This is a genomic window from Methylorubrum podarium (genome assembly GCF_040270385.1).
In the GTDB taxonomy this organism is placed as follows: Bacteria; Pseudomonadota; Alphaproteobacteria; order Rhizobiales; family Beijerinckiaceae; genus Methylobacterium; species Methylobacterium podarium.
The window spans coordinates 21,895-47,535 of record NZ_JBELQE010000037.1 but is presented as its reverse complement, the minus strand read 5'-3'; the positions used below and the strand labels follow the sequence as shown (position 1 = coordinate 47,535).

Genomic DNA, 25,641 nt, shown 5'->3' with positions numbered 1-25,641 from the left:
GCCAAACCAGAACATTAGATAACTCTTATTTAGCATCATCTAATGGAATGGCAAGCGTGAAACCGACGGCCTGGATTGGGACGCGCAGAGGGGGTGCGGTGGCGCACGGGCGCCTTCGCCTTTGGGCGGACGCCATCGTTGGCGTGGCATCGATGCCGACGGGAGGCTCGCCGTCTCCCGTTCGACCAACTCAGGGATGGATGTAGGCGAACCCCATGCCCTGCAGCCGCGCCAGTTCGGCGACACCGCTCGGCACCACTTCGTCCTCGGTGACGCCGTAGAGCGTGTTGCGGTCGATCTTCCGCTCGCGCAGGGTATGGCCGCAGACGAGGAACCGAACGCCCATCCCCTTGAGGGCATCGATACGGGCGGCGAGCTCCCTGTCGCTCGCGGCCGACTGGAAGAGCCCGACCCCGTCGCCGTGGCTCACCACGCGGATCTCAACGTGGGTCTTGCCCACGGTCTCGACGTGGTTGCGCAGATTGCCGAGCAGGCGCTTGAAGTAGGCGGCTCCGTCGGGGCCGCCGTCGTTGTGGTAGACCACCTTCTGGTCGGCGTAGTACCCGGCCGGCGCTTCCGGGCCGGCATGGGCGGCCCCTACGCCCAGGGTCGCAAGCACGACCGCGATCATCAGGCTCCTAAAGACCGTCATCGTCCGCCTCCCCGTCATAGGCCGGAGGCTCGGGTGCTTCCGACGCGCTGCGCGATAGGTTGTCGAGCCCCGCATGATCGAGGCCGTCGTCCGGCTTCGGTCCGGAGGATGCGCCGTTCCCGAGGCTGCCCGTCGTCTCCGGCGCTTTTGGCCGTGCGGCGTGGACGGTGCCTCGGGACCCGAGCACCACCACCTTCGTGCCGGTGGGGACGCGCCGGTGCAGGTCGATCACGTCCTGGTTCAGCATGCGGATGCATCCCGAGGACACCGCCTCGCCGATGCTCGATGGTTCCGTCGTGCCGTGGATACGGTACAGCGTGTCCTTGCCGTCCTTGAACAGGTAGAGCGCCCTGGCGCCGAGCGGGTTCCTGTCGCCGCCCGGCATGCCGCCGGCCCAGCGCCCGTTCCGCTCCGGATCACGCCGGAGCATGTCGGGCGTCGGCGTCCAGCGCGGCCAGGACGCCTTGCGGGCAACGGTCGCCTCGCCGGTGAACTCGAATCCGGCCTTGCCCACCCCGACCGCGTAGCGCATCGCCTTGCCGCCCTCCATGACGAGGAAGAGGAAGCGTTTGTATGGATCGACGACGAGGGTGCCGGGCAGCTCCTTTGACGGGTAGTCGACCAACTGGCGGACGTTGCGAGCCTTGAGGTCGCGCGGGTCGACCGCCTCGACCGGGAAGGGTTCGTCCGTGACGGCGGCGTACCGGCGCAAGACCTCCGGGGTGATCTGCGGCCGGGCTTCCGCGACGGGGGCCGGAGCCCCCTGCGAGGTCGAGCAGGCGCCGAGCGCCGAGGCGAGCGCGATCAACGTCGTAAGGCGGAGGGGCCGCGGCATCACGAGCGACCCCGCGCTCGGGCCTGGGCGACTGCCTGCCTGAAGCCGTCGTAATCGAGCGCCGCCGCGACCTTGAGTTGGCCAATCAGGAAGACCGGCGTTCCCTGGAGCCCCAGGGCGTCCGCCTGGTCGAGGTTGCGCTGGAGCAGGGCCGCGATCTCGGCCTGGTGCGCCTTCCGGTCCTCTTCCAGGCGGGCGACGTCGACGCCCGAGGCGGCCACCGCCTCCAGCATCCGCTCCTTCGGGATCTTGCGGCCCGGAATCCCCATGAGCGCGCGGTGCACTTCGTCGTAGCGGCCCTGGTACTTCGCCGCGAGGGCGAGTTGGGCGCCGTAGACGGAGGCGTCGCCGAGGATCGGCCAGTCCTTGTGGACGAGGCGGATGCGCCCGTCCGCCTTCACCAGACGGATGAGGTCGGGCTCGGCCTTCTTGCAGAAGGGGCAGTTGTAATCGAGGAAGGCGACGATGGTCAGGTCGCCCTTCGGGTTGCCCGAGACCGGCACCTCCGGGTCGTTGAGGATGGCGTTGGGGTCGACGCCCTGGGCGAAGGCCTCCTCGATGGGGGGCGCCAGCGACAACAGGGCAGGCGCGAGCGCGACGGCGGGCATAAGGGCGAGCAGGGTCCTGCGGTCCATGGTGGTCTCCGTGAAACTTGGTTTGTCGAAAAGGGGGGCTCAGGCGCCGACGAGGGCGAGGCGGCGCTTCAGGTCCTCGACCGTGAGTTCGCCCTCGGTGCGGGCCTCGCGGACCTCGCCGCCGTCGGGGCGCATCAGGATGAGGGTCGGCGGTCCGACCACCTCGAAGCGCCGCATCAGGGCGCGGGTGGCGTCGTCGTCGCGGGTGACGTCGGCGCGGATGACCGAGACGGCCCTCAGCCTCGCCCGGATGCCGGGGTCAGCCAGGACCGTCCGTTCGTTGGTCTTGCAGACGCTGCACCAGTCGGCGGCGAACTCGACGAGCACCGGCTTGCCCGCGGCACGGGCCGCCGCGAGGGCGGCCTCGAAAGCCGGGACGGAGGAGACAGACCGGCTCTCCTCGACGTGAACCGCTCGCGACGGGCCGAAGCCTGCGAGCGGCCGGAGCGGGTCGGTCCCGCCGCCCGCGGCGCCGACGACGAGGGCGCAGCCGTAGGTCACGGCAACGATACCGGCGACCTTGCTTAGCCGGCCCGCGGCACCCGCCCTGAGGACGTCGAACGCCCCGACGAACACGCCGACGCCGATCGCCAGCGCGCCCCAGAGCACGAGGGAGACCTCGGACGGCACGAGGCGCGAAACCATGGTGATGGCCAACGCGAGGAAGACTACGCCGAAGGCCTGCTTGGCCGCGACCAGCCAAGGGCCTGACTTCGGCAGGATACCCGCCCCGAACGTCCCGAATGCGATCAGCGGCAGGCCCATGCCGAGGCCGAGCGCGAACAGGGCGGCGGCGCCGCGCGCCACGTCGCCGGTCTGGGCGACATAGAGGAGGGCCGCGGCGAGTGGCGGCGTCACGCAGGGCCCGACGATCAGGGCGGAGGTGAAGCCCATGACAGCGGCGGCGCCGAGCGCGCCAAGCTTGCCTCCGTTCAGGCGTGACAGCCGGCCGGCGACGCCGGACGGCAGCGCCAGGTCGAACACGCCGAACATCGACAGGGCCAGGGCGGCGAAGGCTGCGGCGAGCAGTCCAAGCGCGGCGGGAGTCTGGAGTGCGTTTTGAAGGTTGCGCCCGGACCATGCCGCCGCCACGCCGAGCGTCCCGTAGGCCAGCGCCATCGCGATCACGTATGTGCCGGAGAGTACGAAACCTCGTCCGGCCGAGAGCCGCTCCCCGGACCGGGCCAGCATGCCGGCCAGCACCGGGACCATCGGGAGCAGGCACGGGGTGAAGGCCAGGAGCAGGCCGAGCCCGAGGAAGGTCGCCAGGACGCCCGCGAGATGGCCCGAGAGCAGGCCGCTCGCGGGCTCGGCCTGCGCGTCCGTTGCCGGCGTCGCGGCGGTCGCCTGCGGACCTGGCGCGGGCACCTCGATGACCTTGCTGATCGGCGGGTAGCAGATGCCCTTCTCGGCACAGCCTTGATAGGTGACGCGCACCTCGCGCACCCCCGCGAGAGCCGCACCCGGCACGATGGCCTCCGTCGCGCCGTGATAGACTTCCGTCGGCCCGAAGTTGGGGTCATCCTTGGTCTCGCCGAGCTGGGTGCTGACAGGAAGCTCCCTGCCGCTCGCGTCGGTGGCGGCGATCTTGTCACGGTAGAGGTAGGTGCCGGGGGCGATGGTCCATCGCAGGCGCAGCGAGAGGTCTGGGTCGCGAGCCGCATCGACGGTGAAGGGCGTCGGCCGCGCACCGGGCTCGCGGCACTGCCCCGGTGACCACAGCGAGGAGCCGGTCCAGAGCAGGGCAGCGAGGATAAGGTGGGTGAAAACGTTCGGCATGGGCAGGGTCCGGGATCGGATCGGCCCGCCGCGGGTCGGAAACGCAGCTTAAGCCAGGCTTAAGCGGGGCCCGGAGGATGGGGGCCGTAAAGGGAGACACGCATGCGCATCCTCGTCGTCGAGGACGACACCATCCTGTCGGACGGTCTCAGGGCTGGTTTGGGCCTGGGCGGGGCGACGGTCGATTGCGTCGCAACCTGCGCCGACGCCGAGGCGGCGCTCGCCACGAGCGCGTTCTCGGCCATCGTGCTCGACCTGATGCTGCCCGACGGCTCCGGCCTCGACGTGTTGCGGGGGCTTCGCCGCCGGAACGACCGGACGCCGGTCGTCCTGCTGACGGCCCGGGACGCCGTGACCGACCGGATCGCCGGGCTCGACGATGGCGCCGACGACTACCTCGGCAAGCCCTTCGACCTCGACGAGCTCTCCGCCCGCATCCGTGCCGTCGTCCGGAGGGCCTCGGGTCGGGCCGCCGCGCTCCTGGAGCACGGCGGAATTCGGCTCGACCCCGGCAGCCTTGCCGTCACCGTCGACGGTGTGCCGGTCGCCGTCTCCCGGCGCGAGGTCATGGTTCTGGCGGCCCTCATGGAACGACCTAACGTGCTTCGCTCCAAGGTCGAACTGGAGGAGCGGCTCTACGGCTGGCAGGAGGAGGTCGAGAGCAACGCGGTCGAGGTCCACGTGCACAACCTGCGTGCCAAGATCGGCAAGCACGCCATCGAGACGGTCCGAGGTCTCGGATACCGGATGAGGGCACTCGCATGAGGTCGCTACGCGTCAGGCTTTTCGCCATCCTCGTCCTCGCCACCGGCCTGATCTGGCTCAGCGCGGTCGCCTGGATCTATCTCGGCTCGAAGCGCGAGGTGGAGCAGGTCCTCGACAACCGCCTGCAGGAAGCCGCCCGCATGGTCAGTTCCCTGGTGGGTGCGGTTGGGAGCGCTGGCCCGGACGGGGCACCCCGAACCTTCCCGGCCCCGACGGCCTACGAGCGGCAGCTTTCTTGCCAGATCTGGTCGCTCGACGGGCGCATGGTAGCGCGGTCGACCGGGGCCCCGGAGCGCCGCCTGACCGACGCGCCGGCCGGCTTCTCGCAGCGCGAGGTCGACGGCGAGACCTGGCGGGTGTTCACCGTGGAGGATGCCGAGAGAGGTGTGCGGGTCATGGTGGGTGATCGTCTTGGCCTCCGCGAGCGCCTCGTCACTGACCTCATCATGGGCCTGGTCACACCCGCCATCCTGATGGTTCCGTTGCTCGGCATGCTGATCTGGGCGAGCCTCGGTCGGGGCTTGCGTCCCTTGCGGCTGATGGCGCGGGACCTCGCGGGTCGCGGCGCCGACGACATGAGTGCGATCGACACAAATCGGACGCCGGCGGAGGTGCGTCCCCTGGCAGACGCCCTGAACGGGCTGTTCCTCAAGGTCGAATCGGCCCGCCGGCACGAACGGGAAGTGACGGCCTTCGCCGCGCATGAACTGCGAACACCGCTCGCCGGCCTCAAGGTCCAGGCCCAGGTCGCCATGGCCGCCACCGACCCGGACGTGGCGAAGGCGGCGCTGAGACAGATCCTTGCGGCCGTCGACCGGACCACGCGCCTCGTCCGCCAGTTGCTCGACGCCGCCCAGCTCGATGCCGCAGGGGAGGCGCCCTCCCTGGCGGAGGTCGACGTCGGCGCACTGGTGACGGAGACCGTGGAGGGGATGCGGACGCCTCCCGGGGTCCGGACCCAAATCGATCCGGGGCTACGGGGCTACACGCTGCTGGCCGACCCGGAAGGCCTGCGCCTCGCAGTCCGAAATCTGCACGAGAACGCCGTGCAGCACATGGTGACCGGCACGGTGGCTTGGGGCGCGCGGCCGCATGGCGAGGGCATCGTCGTTCGCGACGAGGGACCGGGCATTCCGGAGGAGGAACTGCCCCACGTCACGACACGGTTCTTCCGTGGGCGACACAAGAGCGAGACGGGTAGCGGTCTCGGCCTCGCCATCGCCGAGATGGCGTCCCGCCGGAGTGGCCTGAGCCTGCGGCTGCGCAACCGGACGGATCGCCCGGGGCTTGAGGCGGAGATCCTCCCGGGCTGAGACCGGTCAGCCGAGCTCCGGGCAGAAGATGTCCTTGAGGGTCGCCAGCACCCGCGCGGCCCTGGGGTCCTCAAGGCGGTAGTGGATCGTCTGGCTCTCGCGCCGGAACGCGACCAACCCATCCTCGCGCAGCTTGGCGAGGTGCTGCGACAGGGCCGATTGGCTGAGCTCGACCTCCCCGGCGAGGCTGGTCACGTCCATCTCGCCGCGGGCGACCAGCAGGCACAGGATGAGCAACCGCTTCTCGTTGGCGAGGAGGCGGAGCAGGCGGGCCGCGTCGGCGGCCTTGTCCTGCAGGCGCATCAGGTCGGTCGGAGTCGCTACGTCCATCGGTCCGTATCCCAGAATGTCAGCCTTATCTTATTTAGGCGATCCTAATATAAAATCAGGGGCTGTGCTCCTTCTTTGCCCACTCCGCGGCTTCGCCCAGGAGGTCATCAAAGGCTTTTCCTGGTGCCGCCTTGCTGCCATCGTCCCCGAGGTAATCGGGCGCAGGCGCGGAAGGAGTGATCTGCGTCGGTCGCAAAGGCCAAGGGCCGCCATTGTATTGGCGGCCCCCTTTTGCTCTGGATTGCTCCGGTGCGGTACTAAGGGGTGGGAAAGCGGAGATATTGCGTCGGCCATTACCGGGACGGTGTCCGGCAACCACCAGGCGGAAAAAATATCCCCGCTCGGGGAAGGCATGCCCCCGGTCGACGGCCCGCAGGGCTAAGCGCGGGCCCGGCATCCACCCGGACATGACGCTTTCGCGCGGCACCGGCCGCTCCGGAGACGGCTATGTACCACCGTCGCCCAGGCCGCCTCGATACTTGGGCCGGATGGGACCGGCGGCCGACTCAACCCACATCGCGCACCATGGGCCGCCCCGCTTCCGACACGCGGATCGCCCTTGAGGTCGGCGCGGCGGTGCCAAGCCTGCCCGCGGTTTCCTCCACCCGCCAGCGAAGGATTGCCGGAGCAGGGGCAAGGATTGCGTCGTTGCTCCTTCCGTCGCCTCTTTGATCGGGCATTCTGTATAAGTGACTGCCTGGATTGAGCTTTTTCATATTTCAAGATCAAATCCGAAAGAATAGGCTATTCAATCCTTGGAATGCTTCGACGCCACTCTGATATCCTGCTTCAATCGAGCATCATCTCGCGATCATGCCAGATCGCAGGCCGATCCTGCAGTAAAAGGCGGTGGTCAGACTTGACTCCCAGGGCCGTGCTCGCGGTACAAGGCGCTGCCCGGGCCGCGTCGGCCCGAGCCGACCAGGAGTAAGGGAATGAAAGTTCCGGAACCGCCGTCGCGCAGGTAGGCGTGTGCGGGTAGCCGCCCACACACGCCTCCTTGCGATCCATCGACCGGGGTGCGCCCTCACGAGGCCAAAGGCACCCCGGTCAGCAACCCCGAACCGCCGAGGGCGGAAACGGGCGCTTCGGCGCATGGGCAGTGGATTCGCATCTCCCACCGCCCTTGGCAAGAGTCCCCGTTCCGCTCCGGCTCGAACGACGCCAGCCGCCAGGCATCGACCGGCTGTGCGTCGCCAGCGCGGAGCTGTCATTGAACACGAAGCATGATCGAGATCCCGCACGCGAAGCGCGGGAGACGCCCGGTGACGCGGGCGCGTCGGCCGTCGGCCCGGGGGTGCCCGAACCCTTGTATCCGCCGACGAAGATTGCCGGGGCCGACCTGATGGTCGTCGGCCTCGCCTACCGGTCCGACGAGTGGATCGAGTTCCTGGATGGCGAGGATTCCGGCGGCCGTTTCGAGGTCGCCGCAGTGGTCGACCCCGTCGACCTGCGCCAGATCGAAGCGATGGTGGCGGGGCGGACCTTCCGTCTGGCGGCGGTCGACCAGGAGCTCGCCATGGGCACGTCCCTGGCTGTCCAACTCGCCTTCTTCGGGCCCCCGTCGGTCAAGGTCCTGCCGCCGCCGTCGGAGCGCAAAAGGCTGGTTGGCTCCAAGGCGCGGCGCCCACCCGAAAGGCCTTGGGTCCACACCCTCGGCGGTCCGCGGGAGCCAAGTCCGCGACGGTAGGATACCGCGTGTCGGGAGGGCGCCGGTTTGCGCCCTCCCGTGCATGAGGCGGACGCCTCACGGTCGCGCTCGGGGAAGAGAGTTGCCGCCGTGCCCCCGCGCCTCGGATGAGCCTGATGTGGATGGGGGAAGCGACTACTCCGCCGAGCCGGCCCGCGACACCTTGAGCGCCCATCATCGGCTGAGTCTTGTGCCGACGATGCGAGGCCCGCCGTCTCGAACCCGCGGTCCCCGCCGGAGCGGGTATGCCGCTCCTCGACATCCCAAGGCGATTGAGTTCATGGCGGCGCGCAAGATCCCCAAGCCATTGCACAACCGTGTCGGCGCTGCCGAATTTCGGCCACTCTAAGTGGCCACGTGAGCTGGGTGATCCCCGTTTCCATGGCTTGATCCCGACTTCGCGATGGCTCCCCCGCTCAACCGACGAACCAAGAAGGGAGAGTCGTATGTGCGCCCCCCTTCGATAGAAGCCGCCCTCGACCGATTGGCCGCCCTCGACCTGGATGGGATCGTGCGTGAGGCACGGGCGGAGGACCCCAAGGCGCCCGGCTACGTCGAGAGCGAATGCTTGGTCCATCTGCTGCGTTCGACACGCCACGACAACACGGACACCCGTTTCCAGAGACTGTTCGAGGTGTTGATCGAGAGGGTCGAGCGCTCCCTGAAGGGCTCGATCCGGACCAGCCGCCGCTACGACGCGGAGGAGTTGCGGACCGAGGTCGTCAACCGCCTCGTCGATCTCCTCGTCGAGGACAGGCAGTCTCCGGGCATCAAGCTGGATTTCTTCGAGGTGCGGTTCGCCCGCGCCATGACCGCCTTGCGCATCGGCGTGCTGCGGCGTTCCGAAAGCCGGGCGGAGGGGACCGACCACATCGAAGACATGGGCGACGGTGAAGGTGATGCCGTCCCGGCCCTGACGAACCGTATCAGCCAAGCCTTCGCCGCCGACGGGTCCGAACAGGAAAAAGAACATTTCCGGAACGAGCTGCTTCGCGCGATCGACCGTCTGCCACCCCTTCAGCGGGAAGCCGTAGCCCTCTTCCTCGAAGGCCACCGCATCGAGGGAGGGGACACGGAGACCATAGCGAAGCTTTGCGGCGTCTCGGACCGGGCGGTACGTTATCGCCTCAGGAATGCGTACGAGACGCTGCGTCGGGAACTCGGAGAGAGACGATGACGACCAGCCCCTCGCACCGCGCGCAGGAAATCCTCCTGACCTTCGCGGCGGAAGGCGAACCCACCCCGAAGCGGTTGGAGGCCTTTACGAAGGAGTACCCGGACCTCCGCCGCGAGCTCACCGACCTTGCGGTCGAGTTGGTGCTGGAACCCTCGCGGCCGGTCCCCGCGGCTGACGCCGCGACGGCGCGCACCGTGTCGTCGGCATGGGCTCGCTTCCAGGCAGGCATCGCCAGCCCCCCGGCGAAGTCCCGGGCCGGCGCGGTGGTCGAGCCTTCGCCGGACGTCTTCGCGGGCTTCGCCGGCCCGTCATTCCCACGGCTCGCGGCCCGGCTCGGAGTGACACCCGCCTTCCTGATCAAGGTCCGGGATGGCCTTATCGAGGCCGCGTCCTTCCCCAAGGCGCTGGCCAGGGACATCGCGGACGAGGTCGGGCATGGCGTCGACACGGTCATCGCCCTGTTGGAGCGCCCCGCATCCATGCCGGCCGGAACGATGGCCAAGGCCGACGGCAAGCCGGAGGTCGGCGTGAAGCAGACTTTCGAAGAGGCGGTGGCGAACTCGGGCCTGACGGCGGATCAACGGCGGCGTCTGCTCGCGATGGCAGAGGCCGAACGTGGATCCGATTGAGGCGGGGCGGAAGCAGGCCGCCCGCATCCATGCCGAGATGGTCGCCGAGGGAGCCGATCCCTGGCAGCCGTTCGACCTTGCAGTGCGGGCCATCGAGGGCCACGGCCTCTGGCACCAGCCCGTCCACGCGGGCGACGTCTCCCTGAACGGAGGCCGGGCACGGCTCGACCCGAAGTCGAAGGGCATCCTGTACGGCGAGACGGGCACTCCCGGAGGCGATGCGCTCCTGCTCGGACATGAGCTCGGGCACGTGGTGATGCACGGCGGGACCGCTCCCGTCGTCACCACGCATACCGACCCGAGCCGATCCTCCGAGAGCGGCAGCGCCGTCGAGCGGCTGGCCGACTACGGGCGTGGGGAGCGCCGCGAGGTCCAGGCCGACCTGTTCGCGCGCGAACTGGTGCTGCCGCGAGCCGTCGCGCGTCGCCATCACCAAGACGGGATGAGCGTCGCCGACATCGCCGGGCGGCTCGGCATCTGCCCGGACGTGGTGACCCAGCAACTGCTGGACGCGCTACTGCTTCCCGTCGTGCCGGACGCCGCCCCCGCCCCCGCGGCCACGATGCGGCCGGACCCGAGCCAGGATGCGGCGGTCGCCCATCGTGGCGGCCCCTACCTGCTCCAGGCGGGGCCCGGGACGGGCAAGACCCGCACGTTGGTCAGAAGGATCGAGAGCCTCGTCGACGAGGGGATCGACCCGAACGGAATCCTCGTCCTGACCTTCTCGAACAAGGCGGCGGCCGAGCTGATGGATCGGCTCGCCCTGTCGCGGCCCGAGGCGGCCGCCTCGGTCTGGACGGGCACCTTCCACGCGTTCGGGCTGGACGTGATCCGCCGCTTCCACGAACGCCTCGGACGAAGCGCGAGCCCGAAGCTCGTCGACAAGCCCACGGCCATCACGATGCTGGAGGGGGTTCTGGCGAGCCTGCCGCTGGCGCATTACCGGGACCTCTGGGACCCGGTGCAGGATCTCTCGAACATCCTCTCGGCCATTTCCCGCGCCAAGGACGAACTCGTCGACCACGTGCGCTACCGTGAATTGGCCGATGCGATGCAGCGTGCCGCCACGGACGACGCGACGCGCCTGAGGGCGGCGCGGGCGCATGAGGAAGCCATCGTCTACGAGGCTTACGAGAGGCTGCTCTCGGAGGCCGATGCCCTCGATTTCGGTGACCTCGTCATGAGGCCCGTGCGACTTGCGGCCGAGCATCCCGACGTGGCCAAGGCGCTGTCGCTCCGCCATCGCCACCTGCTCGTCGACGAGTACCAGGACGTCAACCTCGCCACCGTGCGCTTGATCCGGGCGCTGGCGGCCGACGAGGGCGAGCGGCTGTGGGTCGTCGGCGACGCCCGCCAATCGATCTACCGGTTCCGGGGCGCCACCTCGGCCAGCATGGCCGCGTTCCGGGCGCACTATCCCGGGGCGACCCTCGGGGCGCTCGACGTCAACTACCGGTCGCGCAAGGAGATCATCGACACCTTCACGAGCTTCGCCGCGAGCGTCGACGCCTTCCGCCCGCTCGGCGCGCTCGGCCTAGCCCCCGACAGGGGGGCGTCCGGCCTCAAACCGGTGCTGCACGACGCCGGCACCCCCGACGACGAGGTCGCGCTGGTGGCCGCCTCCGCGGCGCAGGCGAAGGCTGCGGGGGTGGACTACCGCGAACAGGCGGTCCTGTGCACGACCAACGACCGCCTCGCGGAGTTCGCCGCAGGCCTGATCGCCCGGGACGTACCGGTCCTCTACCTCGGGCCGCTGTTCGAACGGCCGGAGGTGAAGGAGCTGCTCTGCCTGCTCGCACTCTTCCACGATCCCCGCGCCGCAACGCTCGTCCGCGTCGCCACGATGCCGGGGTTCGAGATGGAGCTCGGCGACGTCGCCGCGGTCGCCGCCCATCTGAGGGACGCTTCAGGGCCGCCCCTCGACTGGCTGGCCGCCGCCGACGCCATCCCCGGCCTCGGCCCCTCGGCGACGGCGCCGCTGCGGCGCCTGCGAGAGGTCTGCGGGGGCTTCGCGGATCGGACGCCTCCGTGGCGCATCGCGAGCGCGCTGGTGCTGGACCGGCTCGGCATCGGCCGGAGGATCGCGGCCTCAGGTACCCTGCCCGAACGGATGGCGGGCATTGCGATCTGGCAATTCCTGAACTTCCTGCGGTCATTGCCGGTCGAGGGTCAGTTCCCGACCTTCGAGGCGCTCCGCCGGATCAAGAGGCTGGTCGTCCTCGGCGAGGAGAAATCGCTCAGGCACGTCCCGGACGCCGCCCTCGAACTGGACGCGGTGCGCATCATGACGATCCACGCCTGCAAGGGCTTGGAGTTCCAGCTCGTCCATGCGCCCGGCATGATCAAGACGGGCCTGCCGCGAACGGCCAAGCCGCCGCCTTGCCCGCCGCCGGACGCGCTGATCGAGGGCAGCGACGGCCTCACCGGCCCGCAGGCCTGCCTGACGGGCCACGAAGAGCAGGAGGCCTGCCTCTTCTTCGTCCTGCTCTCCCGCGCGCGAGACGACCTGCGCCTCTACCGGTCCACCATGATGGCCGGCGGGACCAAGAAGCGGAACCCGTCCGACTACAACGCCCGGATCGCCGCCACGCTGGGCCGGCCGCCCGCACTCGTCCGGCTCCCGTCGCCTCCGCCGCCATCCGGCCCGGCCGCCGTTCCCATCACATGGGAGACGCCGTTCGCGCTCGACCACCAGCACCTCGATTCCTACGGGAAATGCGGGCTGCGCTTCCTCTACACCTACCTGCTCGGCCTGGGCGGACGCCGCGACGAGACGCCGTACATGCGGATGCACAACGCCGTGGCGGAGACGGTCCGTTGGCTCGACCGCAACTTCGACGCCGGGCGCGCTGAGCCGGAGGGCTTCGGCGAGGCCTTCGCCGCGGCCTGGACCGAGCACGGCCCGGTCGACCACGGGCACGCCGAGGCTTACAGGACCATCGCGGACGAGATGCTGCGGTTCCTCCTCGGCCTGCGTGACGAGGAAGGCAGGCTGCCTCCCGAGGCCTTGAGCCTGGCCGTTGCGGGAGGAAGCGTCCTTTCCAGGGCGCACGACGTGGTCCGCAACGCGGACGGACGCCTCGTCGTGCGCCGCGTCGCGACGAGGAAGGCACCGTCGGCGCTGCTGAAGGAGATCGAGTACATCGTCCTGGATGCCGCGGCGGAGGTGACGTTCGGCGAACCCGTTGTGGTCGAGGCGGTGCATCTCACCGGCGGCAGCCGGCAACCGGTGGAGATCCCGCCGAAGAAGCGGGACGAGCTTCGTGCCGCCGTCGTCGCTCACATGTCCGGCATCGGGGCGGGACTGTTCGCCCCGAGCGTGGGATCCCGCTGCCCGCGCTGCCCGCATCACTTCGCCTGCCCCGGCCTTCCCGGCGGCTCGGCGGTGGTGCGGCGACCCCTGGCGTGGGGCCGGTAGCGCGGCCCGGAGCCCCTAACAGACTGCTCGGCCCGCGGCCGAAAAAAACTTGGCCCGGCCGTTTCCGGCTTGGCCGGCCCCTTTCGATCAACCCCTCGACGGGCCGGGAAGGATGGCTTCCCGGGATGATCGAAAGGCAACGGGATGAACACCAACGAGAACCACGGCCACCACGACGACGACGCCCCCCGCACGGACGAGGACGGCGTCCGCGCGGTCAAGGTCTACGGCTTCCGCATCGACAAGAAGAGCTACGAGAACCCGCTGCCGGACCTCACCGGCCGAGACCTGCTCGTTATCGCGGGCAAGGCGCACCCGGATCGCTGGAAGATTTTCCAGAAGGTCGGCGCCCAGTTGAAGCGCATCGGCCTCGACGAGGTCGTGCACGTGAGCGACAGCGGCGAGGAGCGCTTCGTCACCCTGCCGCTCGACCAGACGGAGGGGGAGCAGCCGCTCCCCCGCCGCCGGGATTTCGCGCTTCCCGAAGGCGACGAGGAGACGCTCGACGCGGCCGGCCACCGCTGGGAGGCGATCCAGGAGGCGGGCGCCACCCGCGTCGTCGTCCGCGACTATCCCGTCCGCACCGGGTACGCCCCGGCCAAGGCGGACCTGATGCTGCGCCTGCTGCCGGGGTATCCCTCGACTCAGATCGACATGTTCTACTTCCACCCCCCGCTCGCCCGGGCCGACGGGGTTCCGATCCGCGCCCTGGTCGGGGACACCTTCGAGGGCAAGCACTGGCAGGGTTGGTCGCGTCACCGCACCGGCGAGAACCCCTGGCGCCCGGACGTCGACGACATCGGCACGCACCTCGCGCTGGTTGAGCATTGCCTCGCCAAGGAAGTGGGGGCCGCCTGACATGCGCACCACCCTCGCCCTGACCGGCGCGCAACACGCCGCGCTTTGCGCCCACCTCTTCCCCGGCGACGGCCGCGAGGCGGTCGCCCTGATGCTCTGCGGGCGCGCCGCCTCGCCCGGACGGACGAAATTCGTCGTGAACCGGATCGTCCCGATCCCGCACCATGCCTGCGAGCGCACCGACAGGCGCGTGACTTGGCCGACCGCCTACCTGGAGCCCCTGCTCGCGGAGGCGGCGAAGCGCGGCATGGCCGTGGCCAAGGTCCACAGCCATCCGGGCGGCGACCTGCGCTTCAGCGAGGTGGACGACGCCGCGGATGCCGACCTGTTCGGCGGGGTCCATGCCTGGGTCGACGACGGCCAGCCGCACCTCAGCGCGGTGATGGTCCCGGACGGGACGATGATCGCCCGGGCCCATGGCGAGGACGGCACGCACGCGCCGCTCGACCACGTCGGCGTCGTCGGCGATGACCTCCGCTTCCACCGGCCCCCCGTTCACGCTGCCCAGGCCGTTCCCGAGTTCGCGCGGCGGCACGCCCAAGCCTTCGGACGCGCGACGTTCGAGGCGATGCGGCACCTCCGCGTCGGGGTCGTGGGGTGCTCCGGGACCGGCGGTCCGGTCGTCGACCAGATCGCCCGCCTCGGCGTCGGCGAGATCGTGCTGGTCGACCCCGACCTGGTCGAGGACAAGAACCTCAACCGCATCGTCAACACGACGCTCGCCGACGTGGGTCGGCCGAAGGTGGAGGTTCTGGCGGCCTTCGTCGAACGCCTCGGGCTCGGTGCGAGGGTGGAGGCCTTTCCCTGCGACCTGTCCCGACCGGACGCGCTCAGGGCCGTTTCGACCTGCGACGTCGTGTTCGGGTGCATGGACGGGGTCGAGGGCCGCGACCTGCTGAATCGCCTCGCGACGTTCTACGTCCTGGCCTACCTGGACATCGGGGTGATGCTCGACGCCGATGGCGAGGGTGGCATCGACCAGATCTGCGGGTCGGTCCACTACCTGCAGCCGGGGCGCTCCAGCCTCCGGGGGCGCGGTCTCTACACGGACGGGATGCTTGAGGCCGAAAGTTTGAGGAGGCAGGACCCCGCGGCCTACGAGGACCGCCTCGCGCGCGGCTACATCCGCGGCGTGCCGCAGGAGCGGCCGGCCGTGGGTGCGGTGAACGGCCTGTTCTCCAGCCTCGCGGTGGTCGAGTTGCTGCTGAGGCTGCATCCGTCGCGGCTCGACCCGAACGGCGATTTCGCCGTCCAGACCCTAAGCCTGACGGCCGGGTTCTGGCAGTTCGCGCCGGAAGAGGGCACGGACGACGCGCTCGCGCGATACCTCGGTCGAGGCGACATGAGGCCGTTCCTGAACCGACCGCATCTCGACATGCTCATGAGGGCGGCGTGATGGCGGGACTTCCCGTTACGCTGCTCCGGGCGTCCCTGTCCTGGGTCGCCCGCCGCCTCGGGCGTCACACCGTGGATTTCGTCGACGAGGAGCCCGATACGCCCGCGCCTCGCACGGTCTACGTCGTGGGTGAGGATGGCCATCAGTGGTTCGCGGCCTTCGGGTGCCCGTGCGGCTGCGGCGAGACGATCAAGCTCTCGCTCGTTCCCGGCGACCGGCCGGGCTGGCGCATCCGCCGACACTGGGACGGGACCGCGTCGCTGACGCCGAGCGTCTGGCGTCAAGTGGGATGCCAGAGTCACTTCTGGCTGAGGAAGGGCCGGACCGACTGGTGCTGACCGCCTTCGCCCGCCGCGGCGCCGGTTCCGCCGACGCCGAACCTGTCGCCTCCGGAGCGGGGAGGATTCCGCCGCGGTGAACGGAGGTGAGGTCGACCCGGAGCTAGGTCGCCGCTGGCCGGACTGGGGTGAATTCCGGACATGGGGCCGTTCAGGAGGCCCTCGTTGCGACGAACGGTGCCGCTTGGAGGCCGTTGCCTCGGCCATATCACGCCGGAAAAATTGACCGGCGGAGGGATGTCGCTTCCATCGTTGCGGTCCGGACCAAGCCGAGGGCCGGATAAGCGCCGCCCGCCCGAACGCGTGATCCCCGGCCGTCGGCGGCAGGACGAACTCTGAACGGGGCGGCGCACGTGCGCCGCCCCGTCGAAGCCGTTAGGCCAGGGCAGCGGCCCACTTCGTAGGATCGGGTGACTTGTTCTTGTAGATCGTCCCGCCGAAATCCACGTGAAGCTCGGCCCACGCCCCGCCAGCCTGGCGCGCGAGAACTTCGAAGTGCTTCGGCTTGCGGCGAAGGTCCCCCGACGGGGTCCAGCCCGCGGCCTTCACCGCCTCCAGCACGCGCGATGGGTCGGCCGGCATGTCCGGTCGCTTATCGCCAGGCGGGTGACAAGGCTTCTTATGCTGGATGTGCACGGGTTCCCGGCTCTCGGCTGCGATCCGCGTCACCTTGATCTCGGACGGGCGACGCTCGCCCTCGATGTCCACATGCAGGCCCGCCACGAGCGGGAAGGCCTCCGCTCCCTTAGGGCCGAGATCGGCCAGATGCGTCCCGCCGCCGGCCTCCACCGTGAAGCGATGGGCAAAAACGTGCTGAATGACCCCCGAGAGGGCCGTCGTGTCGTGGTGCGGCATGATCTTCTCCGTAGGGCGCCCATCCGCAGGCGCGGCCCGTCAGGTGGCCTGGCCTCACACGCCGTTCAAGATTGACCCCGGCCGGTGCGAGCGAGGGGACGATCACCTTTCTGTGCTTCGTCCCGAGGCCGCGGGGGCCCGTGCGCGGCTCACATGCCGGGTCTGCGGACCCATGGTGCTGCCGCGATCATGCTCACGCGCAGACCCTGCTCGGCCGACACGTAGCCTCAAGGATCGAGCCGGGCCGTCCGCAGGCGCAGGGCGTTGCCGATGACGCTGACCGAGGACAGCGCCATGGCAGCGGCGGCGATGACGGGCGAGAGCAGGATACCCAGGAACGGGTACAGCACCCCGGCCGCGACCGGCACGCCGGCGGCGTTGTAGACGAAGGCGAAGAACAGGTTCTGGCGGATGTTGCCCATCACCGCCTTCGAAAGGCGCCGCGCCCGCACGATCCCCATCAAGTCGCCCTTGAGCAGCGTCAGGCCGGCGCTCTCGATGGCCACGTCCGTGCCGGTGCCCATCGCGATGCCGACGTCCGCCGCGGCGAGCGCGGGGGCGTCGTTGACGCCGTCGCCCGCCATGGCGACCACCTGCCCGGCCGCCTTGTAGCGCTCGACCACGGCGGCCTTCCGGTCGGGCAGCACCTCCGCCTCGACCTCCTCGATGCCGAGGCGGCGGGCGACGGCCTCGGCGGTGGTGCGGTTGTCGCCGGTCAGCATCACCACCCGGATGCCCTCGGTCCGGAGCGCCGCCAGCGCCTCCGCGGTCGTCGCCTTGACGGGGTCGGCGATGGCGATGACGCCCGCCACCCGTCCGTCAACGGCGGCGAAGATCGCGGTCGCGCCGTCTCGCCTCAGTTCGTCCGCCCCTGCCGCATATGCCGACACGTCCACGCCATGCTCGCGCAGGAAGGCCGCGTTGCCGAGCGCAACCCGGCGCCCCTCCACGGTGCCGAACGCGCCCTTGCCGGTCGGGCTTTCGAAGTCGGCGACGGCGGCGGTCGCGACGCCGCGCTCCTCCGCGGCCCGCACGACCGCCGTGGCCAGCGGGTGCTCGCTCGCCCGCTCGACGCTCGCCGCGAGGCGCAGCACCGTAGCCTCATCGAAGCTAGCTGAAGGCACGATCCGGGTGACCGCCGGCTTGCCCTCGGTCAGCGTGCCTGTCTTGTCGACCAGGAGGGTGCCCACCCGCTCCATGCGCTCCAGGGCCTCGGCGTTCTTGACCAGGACGCCGGCCCCGGCACCCCGTCCGACGCCGACCATGATGGACATCGGCGTGGCGAGCCCGAGCGCGCAGGGGCAGGCAATGATGAGCACCGCGACGGCGGCCAAGAGCGCGAAGGTGAAGCGCGGCTCCGGCCCGAAGACCATCCAGGCGAGGAACGCGAGGACCGCCACGCCGATGACGGCGGGCACGAACCAGCCGGCCACTTGGTCGGCGAGGCGCTGGATGGGTGCGCGCGAGCGCTGGGCCTCGGCCACCATCTGGACGATGCGGGCCAGCATGGTGTCGCGCCCGACCTTCGTGGCCTCGATCACGAGGGCCCCGGACTGGTTCAGGCTGCCGCCGACCACGGGGGCGCCCGCCGCCTTGGTGACCGGCATCGATTCCCCCGTCACCAGGCTCTCGTCCACCGAGCTCCGCCCCTCGGCGACGAAGCCGTCGACCGGCACCTTCTCGCCCGGGCGCACCCGCAACCGGTCGCCGGCCGCGATGGCGTCGAGGGACGTCTCTTCCTCGGAGCCGTCCGGTCGAATGCGGTGGGCCGTCTTCGGCGTCAGGTCGAGCAGGGCACGGATCGCGCCGCCGGTGCTCTCGCGGGCGCGAAGTTCCAGTACCTGCCCGAGGAGCACCAGAACCGTGATGACGGCCGCCGCCTCGAAGTAGGCAGGCACGGCCCCGCCATGCCCGCGCAGGGCCTGCGGGAACAGGCCCGGGGCAGCTGTGGCGACGACGCTGTAGAGGAAGGCGCAGCCCGTCCCCAGCGAAACCAGCGTGAACATGTTGAGGTTGCGCGAGACCACGGAACGATAGCCACGCACGAAGAACGGCCAGCCCGCCCAGAGCACCACAGGCGCGGCGAGCACGAACTGTATCCAGTTCGAGGTTTGCTGCCCGAGGCGTTCCGCCAGCCCGAACAGGTGGCCACCCATCTCCAGGACGAAGACGGGGAGCGTCAGCACGAGCCCGACCCGAAAGCGTCGGGTCATGTCGACCAACTCCTCGCTGGGGCCGGTGTCGGCGCCGACCACGGCCGGCTCAAGCGCCATCCCGCAGATGGGGCAGCCTCCCGGGCCGACCTGCCGCACCTCCGGGTGCATCGGGCAGGTGTAGATCGTACCCTCCGGCACCGGCTCCACCCTCGCCTGCCCCGGATCGAGGTAGCGGACCGGATCGGCCTCGAACTTGGTCCGGCATCCGTTCGAGCAGAAGTAGTACGGGTGCCCGGCGTGCTCGGCCCGATGCTTCGCGGCGTGCGGATCGACCGTCATCCCGCAGACGGGATCCTTGACCGTCCCGGTGCCGGAAGCCTGGGTCTCGTGATCACCGTGCCCAAGTTGCGCATGGTCGTGCCCGGCATGATGGCCGTGGCGCTCGTGCGAGGGGGGGACGCTATGCGGCATGACCTGGCTCCCGTGGGTTCGCATCGCCTTCGGTCACCGGCTTCCGGTGACGGGAAGCAGGCCGAGGCTGTCCAAGGACGTCGAACAGGTGACGGGGACGGCGGGCGTCCCCGTCGGGATGGGTGCCCCGGATCGGGGCGCGGCCGACCTACTTGGCGTGCTGCTTCAGCCACGCCTCCATCTCGCCGATCTCCTTCTCCTGGTCGTCGATGATCTTCTGGGCCATAGCCTTGGTGGACGGGTCCTTGGCGTGCTTCAGGGCAACCCTGGCCATCGCGACCGCGCCCTTGTGGTGCGGAATCATGTGGGTGCGGAAATCGACGTCCGGGTTGCCGGTGTAAGCGACGGCCATGTCCTTCATCATGGCCATGTCGGCGGCCTTGAAGTCCTTGGTCGAGGCGTCGTCCTTCGGGTCCGGCTTCATGGAGGACATCGAACCGTGGTCCTTCATGTCCTGCGCGTGGGCGGTACCGGCCAAACCGAGACCGAGAATGGCGGCGATGGCGAGCGTGTTCGGGATTTTCATGGTCGTTACCTTTTTCGATGGCGTGGGATGCCGTCGCGCCGGAACGGACGTCCGCTCCGGCGCGACGGGGCGTCGTGAGGCGCGGCGGCGTTCAGTGACCGTGGGGAGGCTTGGTGGCCGTTCCGTCGGAACGTCCGTGGTCCATCCGCTCGCCGGACTTCGCGGGGGCCGTGTCCCCGAGACGCATGTCGTGGGCAGGCCCTCCCGCCGTGCCGCCGCGGCTCGGCGTGGGCTGCGTCTGCTGCTCGGCGTTCGCGTTGCCCTGGTCGTCGGCGAAGGCGGGCGATGCCGCACCGAAGGCCATCAGAAGGGTGGCGAGAGCGGCGATTTTCATGTGGTGAACTCCTTGGCTCATTGAGGTTGGCCGGTCGCCGGCGTGCAGCTCGTCGACCGATGGCTCCGGCACGGGCACCCGCCTCGGGCGGCTCCCCCTGCATCCCTGCGTGGGATCTTCAGGCCCCCTTCCGGTCGCGCTCGCGACAGGGGGCGATGTTCAGTCGAACTTGCCGCTGGCCGTGGCACCGTCGGGCGCGGTGAGCTGCACGGCGCCCTTCGGGCTGTCCCCGAGCGCCACCGGGGCCGTCCCTGTCAGTCGGTTGCCGTCGGCCGGCTGCAGGGGGACCCGGGTCGGCTTGCCGCCGACGACGAGGATGGCCGTGCCCTTGAAGCCCGTGGCCGGCACCGGCTTCTGGCCGCCGTCCGACAGGAAGACGTCGACGGTCTCGCCCTTGGTAGCGAGCTCGACGTGGAACTTCCCGGCGTCGGCTACCCGGCCGCCGTGCTGGCCGGCGCTTTCGTGGGCGTACGCCGCGGTCGCCGCCATCAGGCCGGCGACGAGGGTCAGTCTGTGCAGGATCATGCTGGTTCTCCTCGGGGGTCAGTAGGCCTCGGCCGGGCGCGGTCGCGCGCCGTCCGGGGACGGGTCGGCCGGCGCCTCGGCGTGCAGGGCGTGCAGCCGCTCCAGCGGCTTGCGGCCGAAGCGCAGGAACAGGACGGGGGTCAGGAAGGTGTCGAGCAGCGTCGCGCTGACGAGGCCGCCGAAGATCGTCACCGCCACCGGGTGCAGGATCTCCTTGCCCGGGCTCGCGGCGTCGTAGAGCAGCGGCACCAGCGCCACGCCCGCCGAGAGCGCCGTCATCAGCACCGGGGTCAGCCGCTCCAGGCTGCCGCGCACCACGAGGTCGGGCCCGAACGGCATACCCTCGTGCAGTGACAGGTTCAGGTAGTGGCTGATCTTCAGGATGCCGTTGCGGGCGGCGATGCCGGTCAGCGTGATGAAGCCGATCATCGACGCCACCGAGAGCGGCTGCCCCACCAGCCAGAGCGCGGCCACCGAGCCGATCAGGGCGAGCGGCACGTTGCCCATGATGATGAGCGCCAGGGCGGCCGAGCGGTAGCGGCTGAACAGGATGGCGAAGACCAGGGCCAGAGAGAGCGCCGAGAGCGCCGCGATGGTCCGGCTCGCCTCCTCCTGCGCCTGGAAAGTGCCTTCCAGGCTGGTGAAGAAGCCGGGCGGCATCGGCTCCTTCGCCACCGCCTCGCGGATGGCGGCCACGACGGTCGCCATGTCGGTGCCGGCCGTGGTGTTGGCCTGCACCACGATGCGGCGCCGGGCGTTCTCGCGCAGGATCTGGTTCGGCCCGTCGGTCTCGCGGATGTCGGCGACCTGGCGCGCCGGCACCCAGCCCGAGGGCGTCTCCAGGAGGAGGTCGCCCAGCCCCGTCGTCGTCCGGCGGTTCTCGGCGAGGCGCAATACCACGTCGAAGCGGCGCACGCCGTCGACGACCGTCGAGACCACCCGACCGTTGGAGAGGCGGCTGATCTGCTCGACGACGGCCGCGGGCTGGACGCCGTAAAGGGCCGCCCGGGTGTAGTCGACGCGCACCTCAAGCTGCGGGATGCGCACCTGCCGCTCGACTTGCAGGTCCGCGAGACCCGGGATCGAGGCCATGCGGTCGCGCAGGGAGTTCGCGACCCGCCGCAGGGCGTCGAGGTCGTCGCCGAACACCTTGAGCGCGATCTCGGCCCGCACGCCCGAGAGCATGTGGTCGAGCCTGTGCGAGATCGGCTGGCCGACGTTGACCGCCACCGGAAGGGCGGCGAGGCGCCCGCGGATGTCGGCGACCAGCGCCTCCTTCGGACGCTTCGTACCTTCGTCGAGCGCCACGTCGATCTCGGAGGAGTGGACGCCCTCGGCGTGCTCGTCGAGTTCGGCCCGACCGGTCCGGCGGCCCACCGCCTTCACGCCCGGGATGTCCAGGAGCAGCTTCTCGGCGATCAGCCCGACCCGGTTGCTCTCGGCGAGCGAGATGCCCGGGTTGAAGGTCATGCTGACCGTGAACGAGCCCTCGTTGAACGGAGGCAGGAAGGCCCGGGGCAGGTTCCAGGCGGCGACGCCCGCGGCGGCGACCGCCACGGCGACGCTTCCGACGAGCCAGCCCTTGTGCCGGAAGGCGACCCGCAGCAGGGCGGCGTTGCCCCGCTTGAGCAGCTTGAGGAAGCGGCTGTCGTGCTCCTCAAGGTTCCTGAGCCCCGGGAGCAGCAGCGACGCCAGCACCGGCGTCAGGGTGATGGAGGTGAGCAGGCTCGCCAGGATGGAGATGATGTAGGCCTGCCCCAGGGGTGCGAAGAGCCGGCCCTCGATGCCCGAGAGGGCGAAGAGCGGCACGAACACCAGGATGATGATCAGCGTCGCGTAGACGATGCCGGAGCGCACCTCGTTCGAGGCCTCCACCACCACCTGGAACACGCTCTTCGGGTTGCCGGCCTTTCGGTTCTCGCCGAGCCGCCGGTAGATGTTCTCGACATCGACCACCGCGTCGTCGACGAGCTCGCCGATGGCGATGGCCAGGCCCCCGAGCGTCATCGTGTTGATGGACAGCCCGAACAGGTGGAACACCACCGCGGTCGTCAGCACCGAGACCGGGATGGCGAGCAGCGAGATCGCCGTGGTGCGCACGTTCAGCAGGAAGGCGAACAGCACCACCGCCACGACCAGCACGGCCTCGACGAGGACGCGCTCGACGTTGCGGATCGAGGTCTCGATGAAGTCTGCCTGCCGGAACAGCACTTGGTCGGCCTTGATGCCGCCGGGCAGGTTCGGGTTGAGTTCCTTCAGTGCGGTCTCGATGCTGTGGGTCAGCCGCACGGTGTCGACGTCGGGTTGTTTCTCGACCGAGACGATGACCGCTGGCTTGGCCATGTAGCCGGCGTCGCCCCGCTTCACCTTCGCGGCAAAGGACACCTCCCCGACCTGGCGCAGGTATACAGGCGTGTCGGCGACCGTCGCGACCACGAGGTTGCGCAGGTCGTCGAGGCTCATGGTCCGGCCGATGCTCCGGATCAGGTACTCGCGGGCGTTCTGATCGGTGAAGCCGCCGCCGGCGTTGGTGCCGAACTGCGCCAGCGCCGTCTCCAGCTGGGCATTGGTCACCCCGAGCGCGCGCATCGCCGCTGGGTTGGGGCTGACCCGGAACTGGCGCACCTCGCCGCCGATGGGGATGACCTGCGCCACGCCCGGAATGGTCAGCAGGCGCGGCCGGATGGTGAAGTCGGCGACCTCGCGCACCTGCATGGGGGTCGCGGTCTCGCTGGTGACCGCCACCAGCAGGATCTGGCCCATGATCGAGGAGACAGGGCCCATCACAGGGGTGACGCCGCGGGGCAGCTGGTCCTGGACGAGGGACAGGCGCTCCGCGACCTGCTGCCGGTTCCGATAGATGTCGGTCCCCCAGTCGAACTCGACGTAGGTGATGGACAGGCCCACGCCCGAGACCGAGCGCACGCGGGTCACGCCGGGGAGACCGTTCATCCGGGTCTCGATGGGATAAGTGACGAGTTGCTCGACCTCCTGGGGGGCGTACCCTTCCGCCTCCGTCATGACCGTGACGGTGGGTCTGTTGAGGTCGGGAAAGACGTCGACCGGCAGCTTGGTCGCGGTGAAGGCGCCGTACAGTACCAGCAGCGCGGCGAGCGCGAGGACGAGCAGGCGGTTGCGGACCGACTGGCTGACGAGGAAGGTGAACATCGGGCGGCCTCCTCAGCGAACCTGGTCGAGGAGTTCGGCGCCCTGGGTCACGACCCGCTTACCGGACCCGATCCCCTCGGCCACGAGCACCCGGCCGCCGTCGAGCGGCTCGACCCGAACGGGCCGCGCCTCGAAGCGCTCGGCGGTGGTGTGCTCGTAGACGACGTCCTGCCCGTTGCCGGTGCGCACCACGGCAGAGCGCGGCAGCGCCAGGCCGGCCTGCTCGGTGTCGGTCCCGGCCAGCACCGTGACGAACTGGCCGACCCGCAGGCCGGAGGCGTCGCCCTGGACCGCGAACTGGACCGGTATGGCCTGGTTGCGGTCGGCGAGCCCCGTGCCCTGGTAGGCGAGCTTCAGGGTCCGTCCGTCGGCGAGACGGGCCGTAGCGTTCTGCGCCGCGGTCAGAGTGTCGAAGCTGAGGGCCTCGACCCAGAGGCGGTTTGGATCGACGATCTGGAAGACCATGGCGCCGGGCGCCGCCATCTGCCCGGCCACTGCGGTCGCCTGCGCCACCACGCCGTCGACGGGCGAGACCAGGGCCTCGGGCTGCTGGCGGATCTTGTCGAGGGCCGCGCGGCGGTCGTGCAGGCCATTGAGCTCCGCGACCGCGTCGTCGAGCTGGGTCGTGGCGACGGCGCCGGTCGTGGCGAGCTTCCGGTAGCGCTCGACCCGGCGCTCGACGATGGCGATCTGCTGGTCGAGTTCGCCCTGGCGCTGGCGCATGTCGGAGACGTCGACGGCCTGGACCGGCGGCGTCACCGTGGCGAGCACGTCGCCCTTGCGAACCTTCGTGCCGAGGCGAGGGAAGACGCCGGACGGCGGTGGCGAGATCCGTCCGCCGACCGAGGACTGGACGACGCCGCTGGCGTTCGGGTCCGGGATGATGCGGCCCGGCAACTCGACCGAGCGGTGGAAGCTGCCCTGCTCGGTCATGATGGTGCGCAGGACCAGCAGCCGTTGCGTCGGCTTCGGCACGAAGACGGAGCCGTCGGGCAGGCGCTGCGCGAGGTCCGACGAGGCCGGCGTCGTCTGGCGCGGCTCGATCAGGGCGGCGCCCTCAACGGTTGAGCCGTGGTCCTCGTCGCCGTGCGCGAAGGCGGCGGTGCCGAGGACGAGGGTGATGCCGATGGCGACCAGCGCCACCGCCGGCGCGCCACGGCGCCCGCGTGCGAGCGCCGTCACGAGCACGCCGAGCAGGAAGGCGACGGCGACCGCGGCCACCAGGGCCGGGTCCTTGGCCATCAGCCGTTCCCTGATGCCGTGGGCGACCTCGGAGACGCGCGCCAGGGCAGCCTGAGCCGGGGCCGGCTTGGCAGGCGCCGCGGCCGCGGCGACCTTCGGGTCGGGCACTGTGACCGCCACGGTCAGCACATCGACCGCGTCCCCGGCCGTGACGGTCGCGAGGAGCTCGTGCCGGCCGGGCTTCGACAGCCACGGGACCGGCAGCGCGTAGCCGCCGTCGGTCGTGGCGGTCGCGACCCTGGGACCGTCCGGCGTCTCGACCTCGATGGTCGCGCCGGGCACCGGCTCGTTCGTCCGGAAGCGGTCGAGGAACAGCGTCAGGGTGCCGTCGCGCGGGACGGCGACGAGTTCGAAGGCGTCCGAAAGCGCCTCGCCGCGCGGCGCGATGGTCTTCGAGAGGGGCGGCGGCACGGCGCCGTGGTCGTGGCCCTCGTGGGCAAGCGCAGGCCCCGTTAGGACGGCAGCAAGCAGCGCCACCACGCCATAGGCGGCGGCAAAACGGGTCGACATGAATAGGAATCCTCGCGTCGGGAAGTCCGGACGGCGCCG

21 protein-coding genes are annotated in these 25,641 nt (G+C 70.2%); 9 read left to right on the top strand and 12 right to left on the bottom strand.

Features of this window, described 5'->3' with window-relative positions; all coding sequences use genetic code 11:
* Positions 1-190 precede the first annotated feature (190 nt).
* Genes ABS772_RS05985 through dsbD form a run of 4 tightly spaced genes read right to left on the bottom strand, consistent with a single transcriptional unit; the run spans position 191 to position 3,901 of the window.
* The gene (locus ABS772_RS05985) at positions 191-652 is read right to left on the bottom strand and encodes a DsrE family protein (protein WP_003597002.1); all 462 of its coding nucleotides are present in this window, start codon (positions 650-652) and stop codon (positions 191-193) included.
* The gene (locus ABS772_RS05980) at positions 639-1,487 is read right to left on the bottom strand and encodes a L,D-transpeptidase (protein WP_003597001.1); all 849 of its coding nucleotides are present in this window, start codon (positions 1,485-1,487) and stop codon (positions 639-641) included. Before ABS772_RS05980 ends, ABS772_RS05985 begins: the two co-directional genes overlap by 14 nt.
* Positions 1,487-2,122, bottom strand: coding sequence for a DsbA family protein (locus tag ABS772_RS05975; protein ID WP_003596999.1), 636 nt, complete (start codon positions 2,120-2,122; stop codon positions 1,487-1,489). The genes ABS772_RS05980 and ABS772_RS05975 overlap by 1 nt, the downstream gene beginning before the upstream one ends.
* Before the next feature lie 39 nt (positions 2,123-2,161).
* Complete coding sequence (dsbD, locus tag ABS772_RS05970; protein WP_350392954.1) at positions 2,162-3,901, bottom strand: protein-disulfide reductase DsbD; 1,740 nt, start codon at positions 3,899-3,901, stop codon at positions 2,162-2,164.
* A gap of 102 nt (positions 3,902-4,003) precedes the next feature.
* On the opposite strand from dsbD, the gene ABS772_RS05965 reads away from it, so the two are divergent.
* Positions 4,004-4,666 carry a response regulator gene (locus tag ABS772_RS05965; protein WP_003596996.1) on the top strand — a complete coding sequence of 221 codons (663 nt, stop codon included), beginning with the start codon at positions 4,004-4,006 and terminating at the stop codon, positions 4,664-4,666.
* Positions 4,663-5,979 carry an ATP-binding protein gene (locus ABS772_RS05960; protein ID WP_003596994.1) on the top strand — a complete coding sequence of 439 codons (1,317 nt, stop codon included), beginning with the start codon at positions 4,663-4,665 and terminating at the stop codon, positions 5,977-5,979. The genes ABS772_RS05965 and ABS772_RS05960 overlap by 4 nt, the downstream gene beginning before the upstream one ends.
* A gap of 6 nt (positions 5,980-5,985) precedes the next feature.
* Here the strand turns inward: ABS772_RS05960 and ABS772_RS05955 are convergent, their stop codons facing one another.
* Entirely contained in the window at positions 5,986-6,309 is a 324-nt protein-coding gene (locus tag ABS772_RS05955) for an ArsR/SmtB family transcription factor (RefSeq protein WP_003596992.1), read from the bottom strand.
* 1,213 nt (positions 6,310-7,522) lie between these two features.
* Between ABS772_RS05955 and ABS772_RS05950 the strand changes: the two genes are divergently transcribed.
* From ABS772_RS05950 to ABS772_RS05920, 7 genes are all read left to right on the top strand, one after another.
* A complete protein-coding gene (locus tag ABS772_RS05950; protein ID WP_003596991.1) occupies positions 7,523-7,999 on the top strand; it encodes a hypothetical protein in 477 nt (158 codons plus the stop codon).
* Positions 8,000-8,483: 484 nt separating this feature from the next.
* Positions 8,484-9,176 (top strand): sigma factor-like helix-turn-helix DNA-binding protein, encoded by a 693-nt coding sequence (locus tag ABS772_RS05945; RefSeq protein WP_238230997.1) that lies wholly within the window; start codon positions 8,484-8,486, stop codon positions 9,174-9,176.
* On the top strand, positions 9,173-9,805 hold the full coding sequence (locus tag ABS772_RS05940; protein ID WP_003596989.1) for a hypothetical protein: 633 nt from the start codon (positions 9,173-9,175) through the stop codon (positions 9,803-9,805). The genes ABS772_RS05945 and ABS772_RS05940 overlap by 4 nt, the downstream gene beginning before the upstream one ends.
* Complete coding sequence (locus ABS772_RS05935) at positions 9,792-13,223, top strand: ATP-dependent helicase (RefSeq protein ID WP_003596988.1); 3,432 nt, start codon at positions 9,792-9,794, stop codon at positions 13,221-13,223. Before ABS772_RS05940 ends, ABS772_RS05935 begins: the two co-directional genes overlap by 14 nt.
* A 144-nt stretch (positions 13,224-13,367) precedes the next feature.
* Positions 13,368-14,081: a multiubiquitin domain-containing protein gene (locus ABS772_RS05930; RefSeq protein ID WP_003596987.1), complete on the top strand. Its 714-nt coding sequence runs from the start codon at positions 13,368-13,370 to the stop codon at positions 14,079-14,081.
* 1 nt (position 14,082) lies between these two features.
* Entirely contained in the window at positions 14,083-15,477 is a 1,395-nt protein-coding gene (locus ABS772_RS05925; protein WP_003596986.1) for a ThiF family adenylyltransferase, read from the top strand.
* Complete coding sequence (locus ABS772_RS05920; protein WP_003596985.1) at positions 15,477-15,815, top strand: DUF6527 family protein; 339 nt, start codon at positions 15,477-15,479, stop codon at positions 15,813-15,815. The genes ABS772_RS05925 and ABS772_RS05920 overlap by 1 nt, the downstream gene beginning before the upstream one ends.
* 375 nt (positions 15,816-16,190) lie before the next feature.
* Here the strand turns inward: ABS772_RS05920 and ABS772_RS05915 are convergent, their stop codons facing one another.
* The 7 genes from ABS772_RS05915 to ABS772_RS05885 form a co-directional block, all read right to left on the bottom strand.
* Complete coding sequence (locus tag ABS772_RS05915) at positions 16,191-16,670, bottom strand: hypothetical protein (protein WP_003596984.1); 480 nt, start codon at positions 16,668-16,670, stop codon at positions 16,191-16,193.
* Between the two features lie 227 nt (positions 16,671-16,897).
* Positions 16,898-19,297, bottom strand: a complete 2,400-nt coding sequence (locus ABS772_RS05910) for a heavy metal translocating P-type ATPase (RefSeq protein WP_003596983.1) — start codon at positions 19,295-19,297, stop codon at positions 16,898-16,900.
* A 148-nt stretch (positions 19,298-19,445) separates the two neighbouring features.
* Positions 19,446-19,823: a CopM family metallochaperone gene (gene copM, locus ABS772_RS05905; RefSeq protein ID WP_003596982.1), complete on the bottom strand. Its 378-nt coding sequence runs from the start codon at positions 19,821-19,823 to the stop codon at positions 19,446-19,448.
* A gap of 91 nt (positions 19,824-19,914) precedes the next feature.
* On the bottom strand, positions 19,915-20,157 hold the full coding sequence (locus ABS772_RS05900; protein ID WP_003596981.1) for a hypothetical protein: 243 nt from the start codon (positions 20,155-20,157) through the stop codon (positions 19,915-19,917).
* A 159-nt stretch (positions 20,158-20,316) separates the two neighbouring features.
* On the bottom strand, positions 20,317-20,682 hold the full coding sequence (locus tag ABS772_RS05895) for a hypothetical protein (RefSeq protein WP_003596978.1): 366 nt from the start codon (positions 20,680-20,682) through the stop codon (positions 20,317-20,319).
* 18 nt (positions 20,683-20,700) lie between these two features.
* Positions 20,701-23,850, bottom strand: coding sequence for an efflux RND transporter permease subunit (locus tag ABS772_RS05890; RefSeq protein WP_350392947.1), 3,150 nt, complete (start codon positions 23,848-23,850; stop codon positions 20,701-20,703).
* Positions 23,851-23,862: 12 nt separating this feature from the next.
* Entirely contained in the window at positions 23,863-25,602 is a 1,740-nt protein-coding gene (locus ABS772_RS05885; RefSeq protein WP_350392945.1) for an efflux RND transporter periplasmic adaptor subunit, read from the bottom strand.
* Positions 25,603-25,641 lie beyond the last annotated feature (39 nt).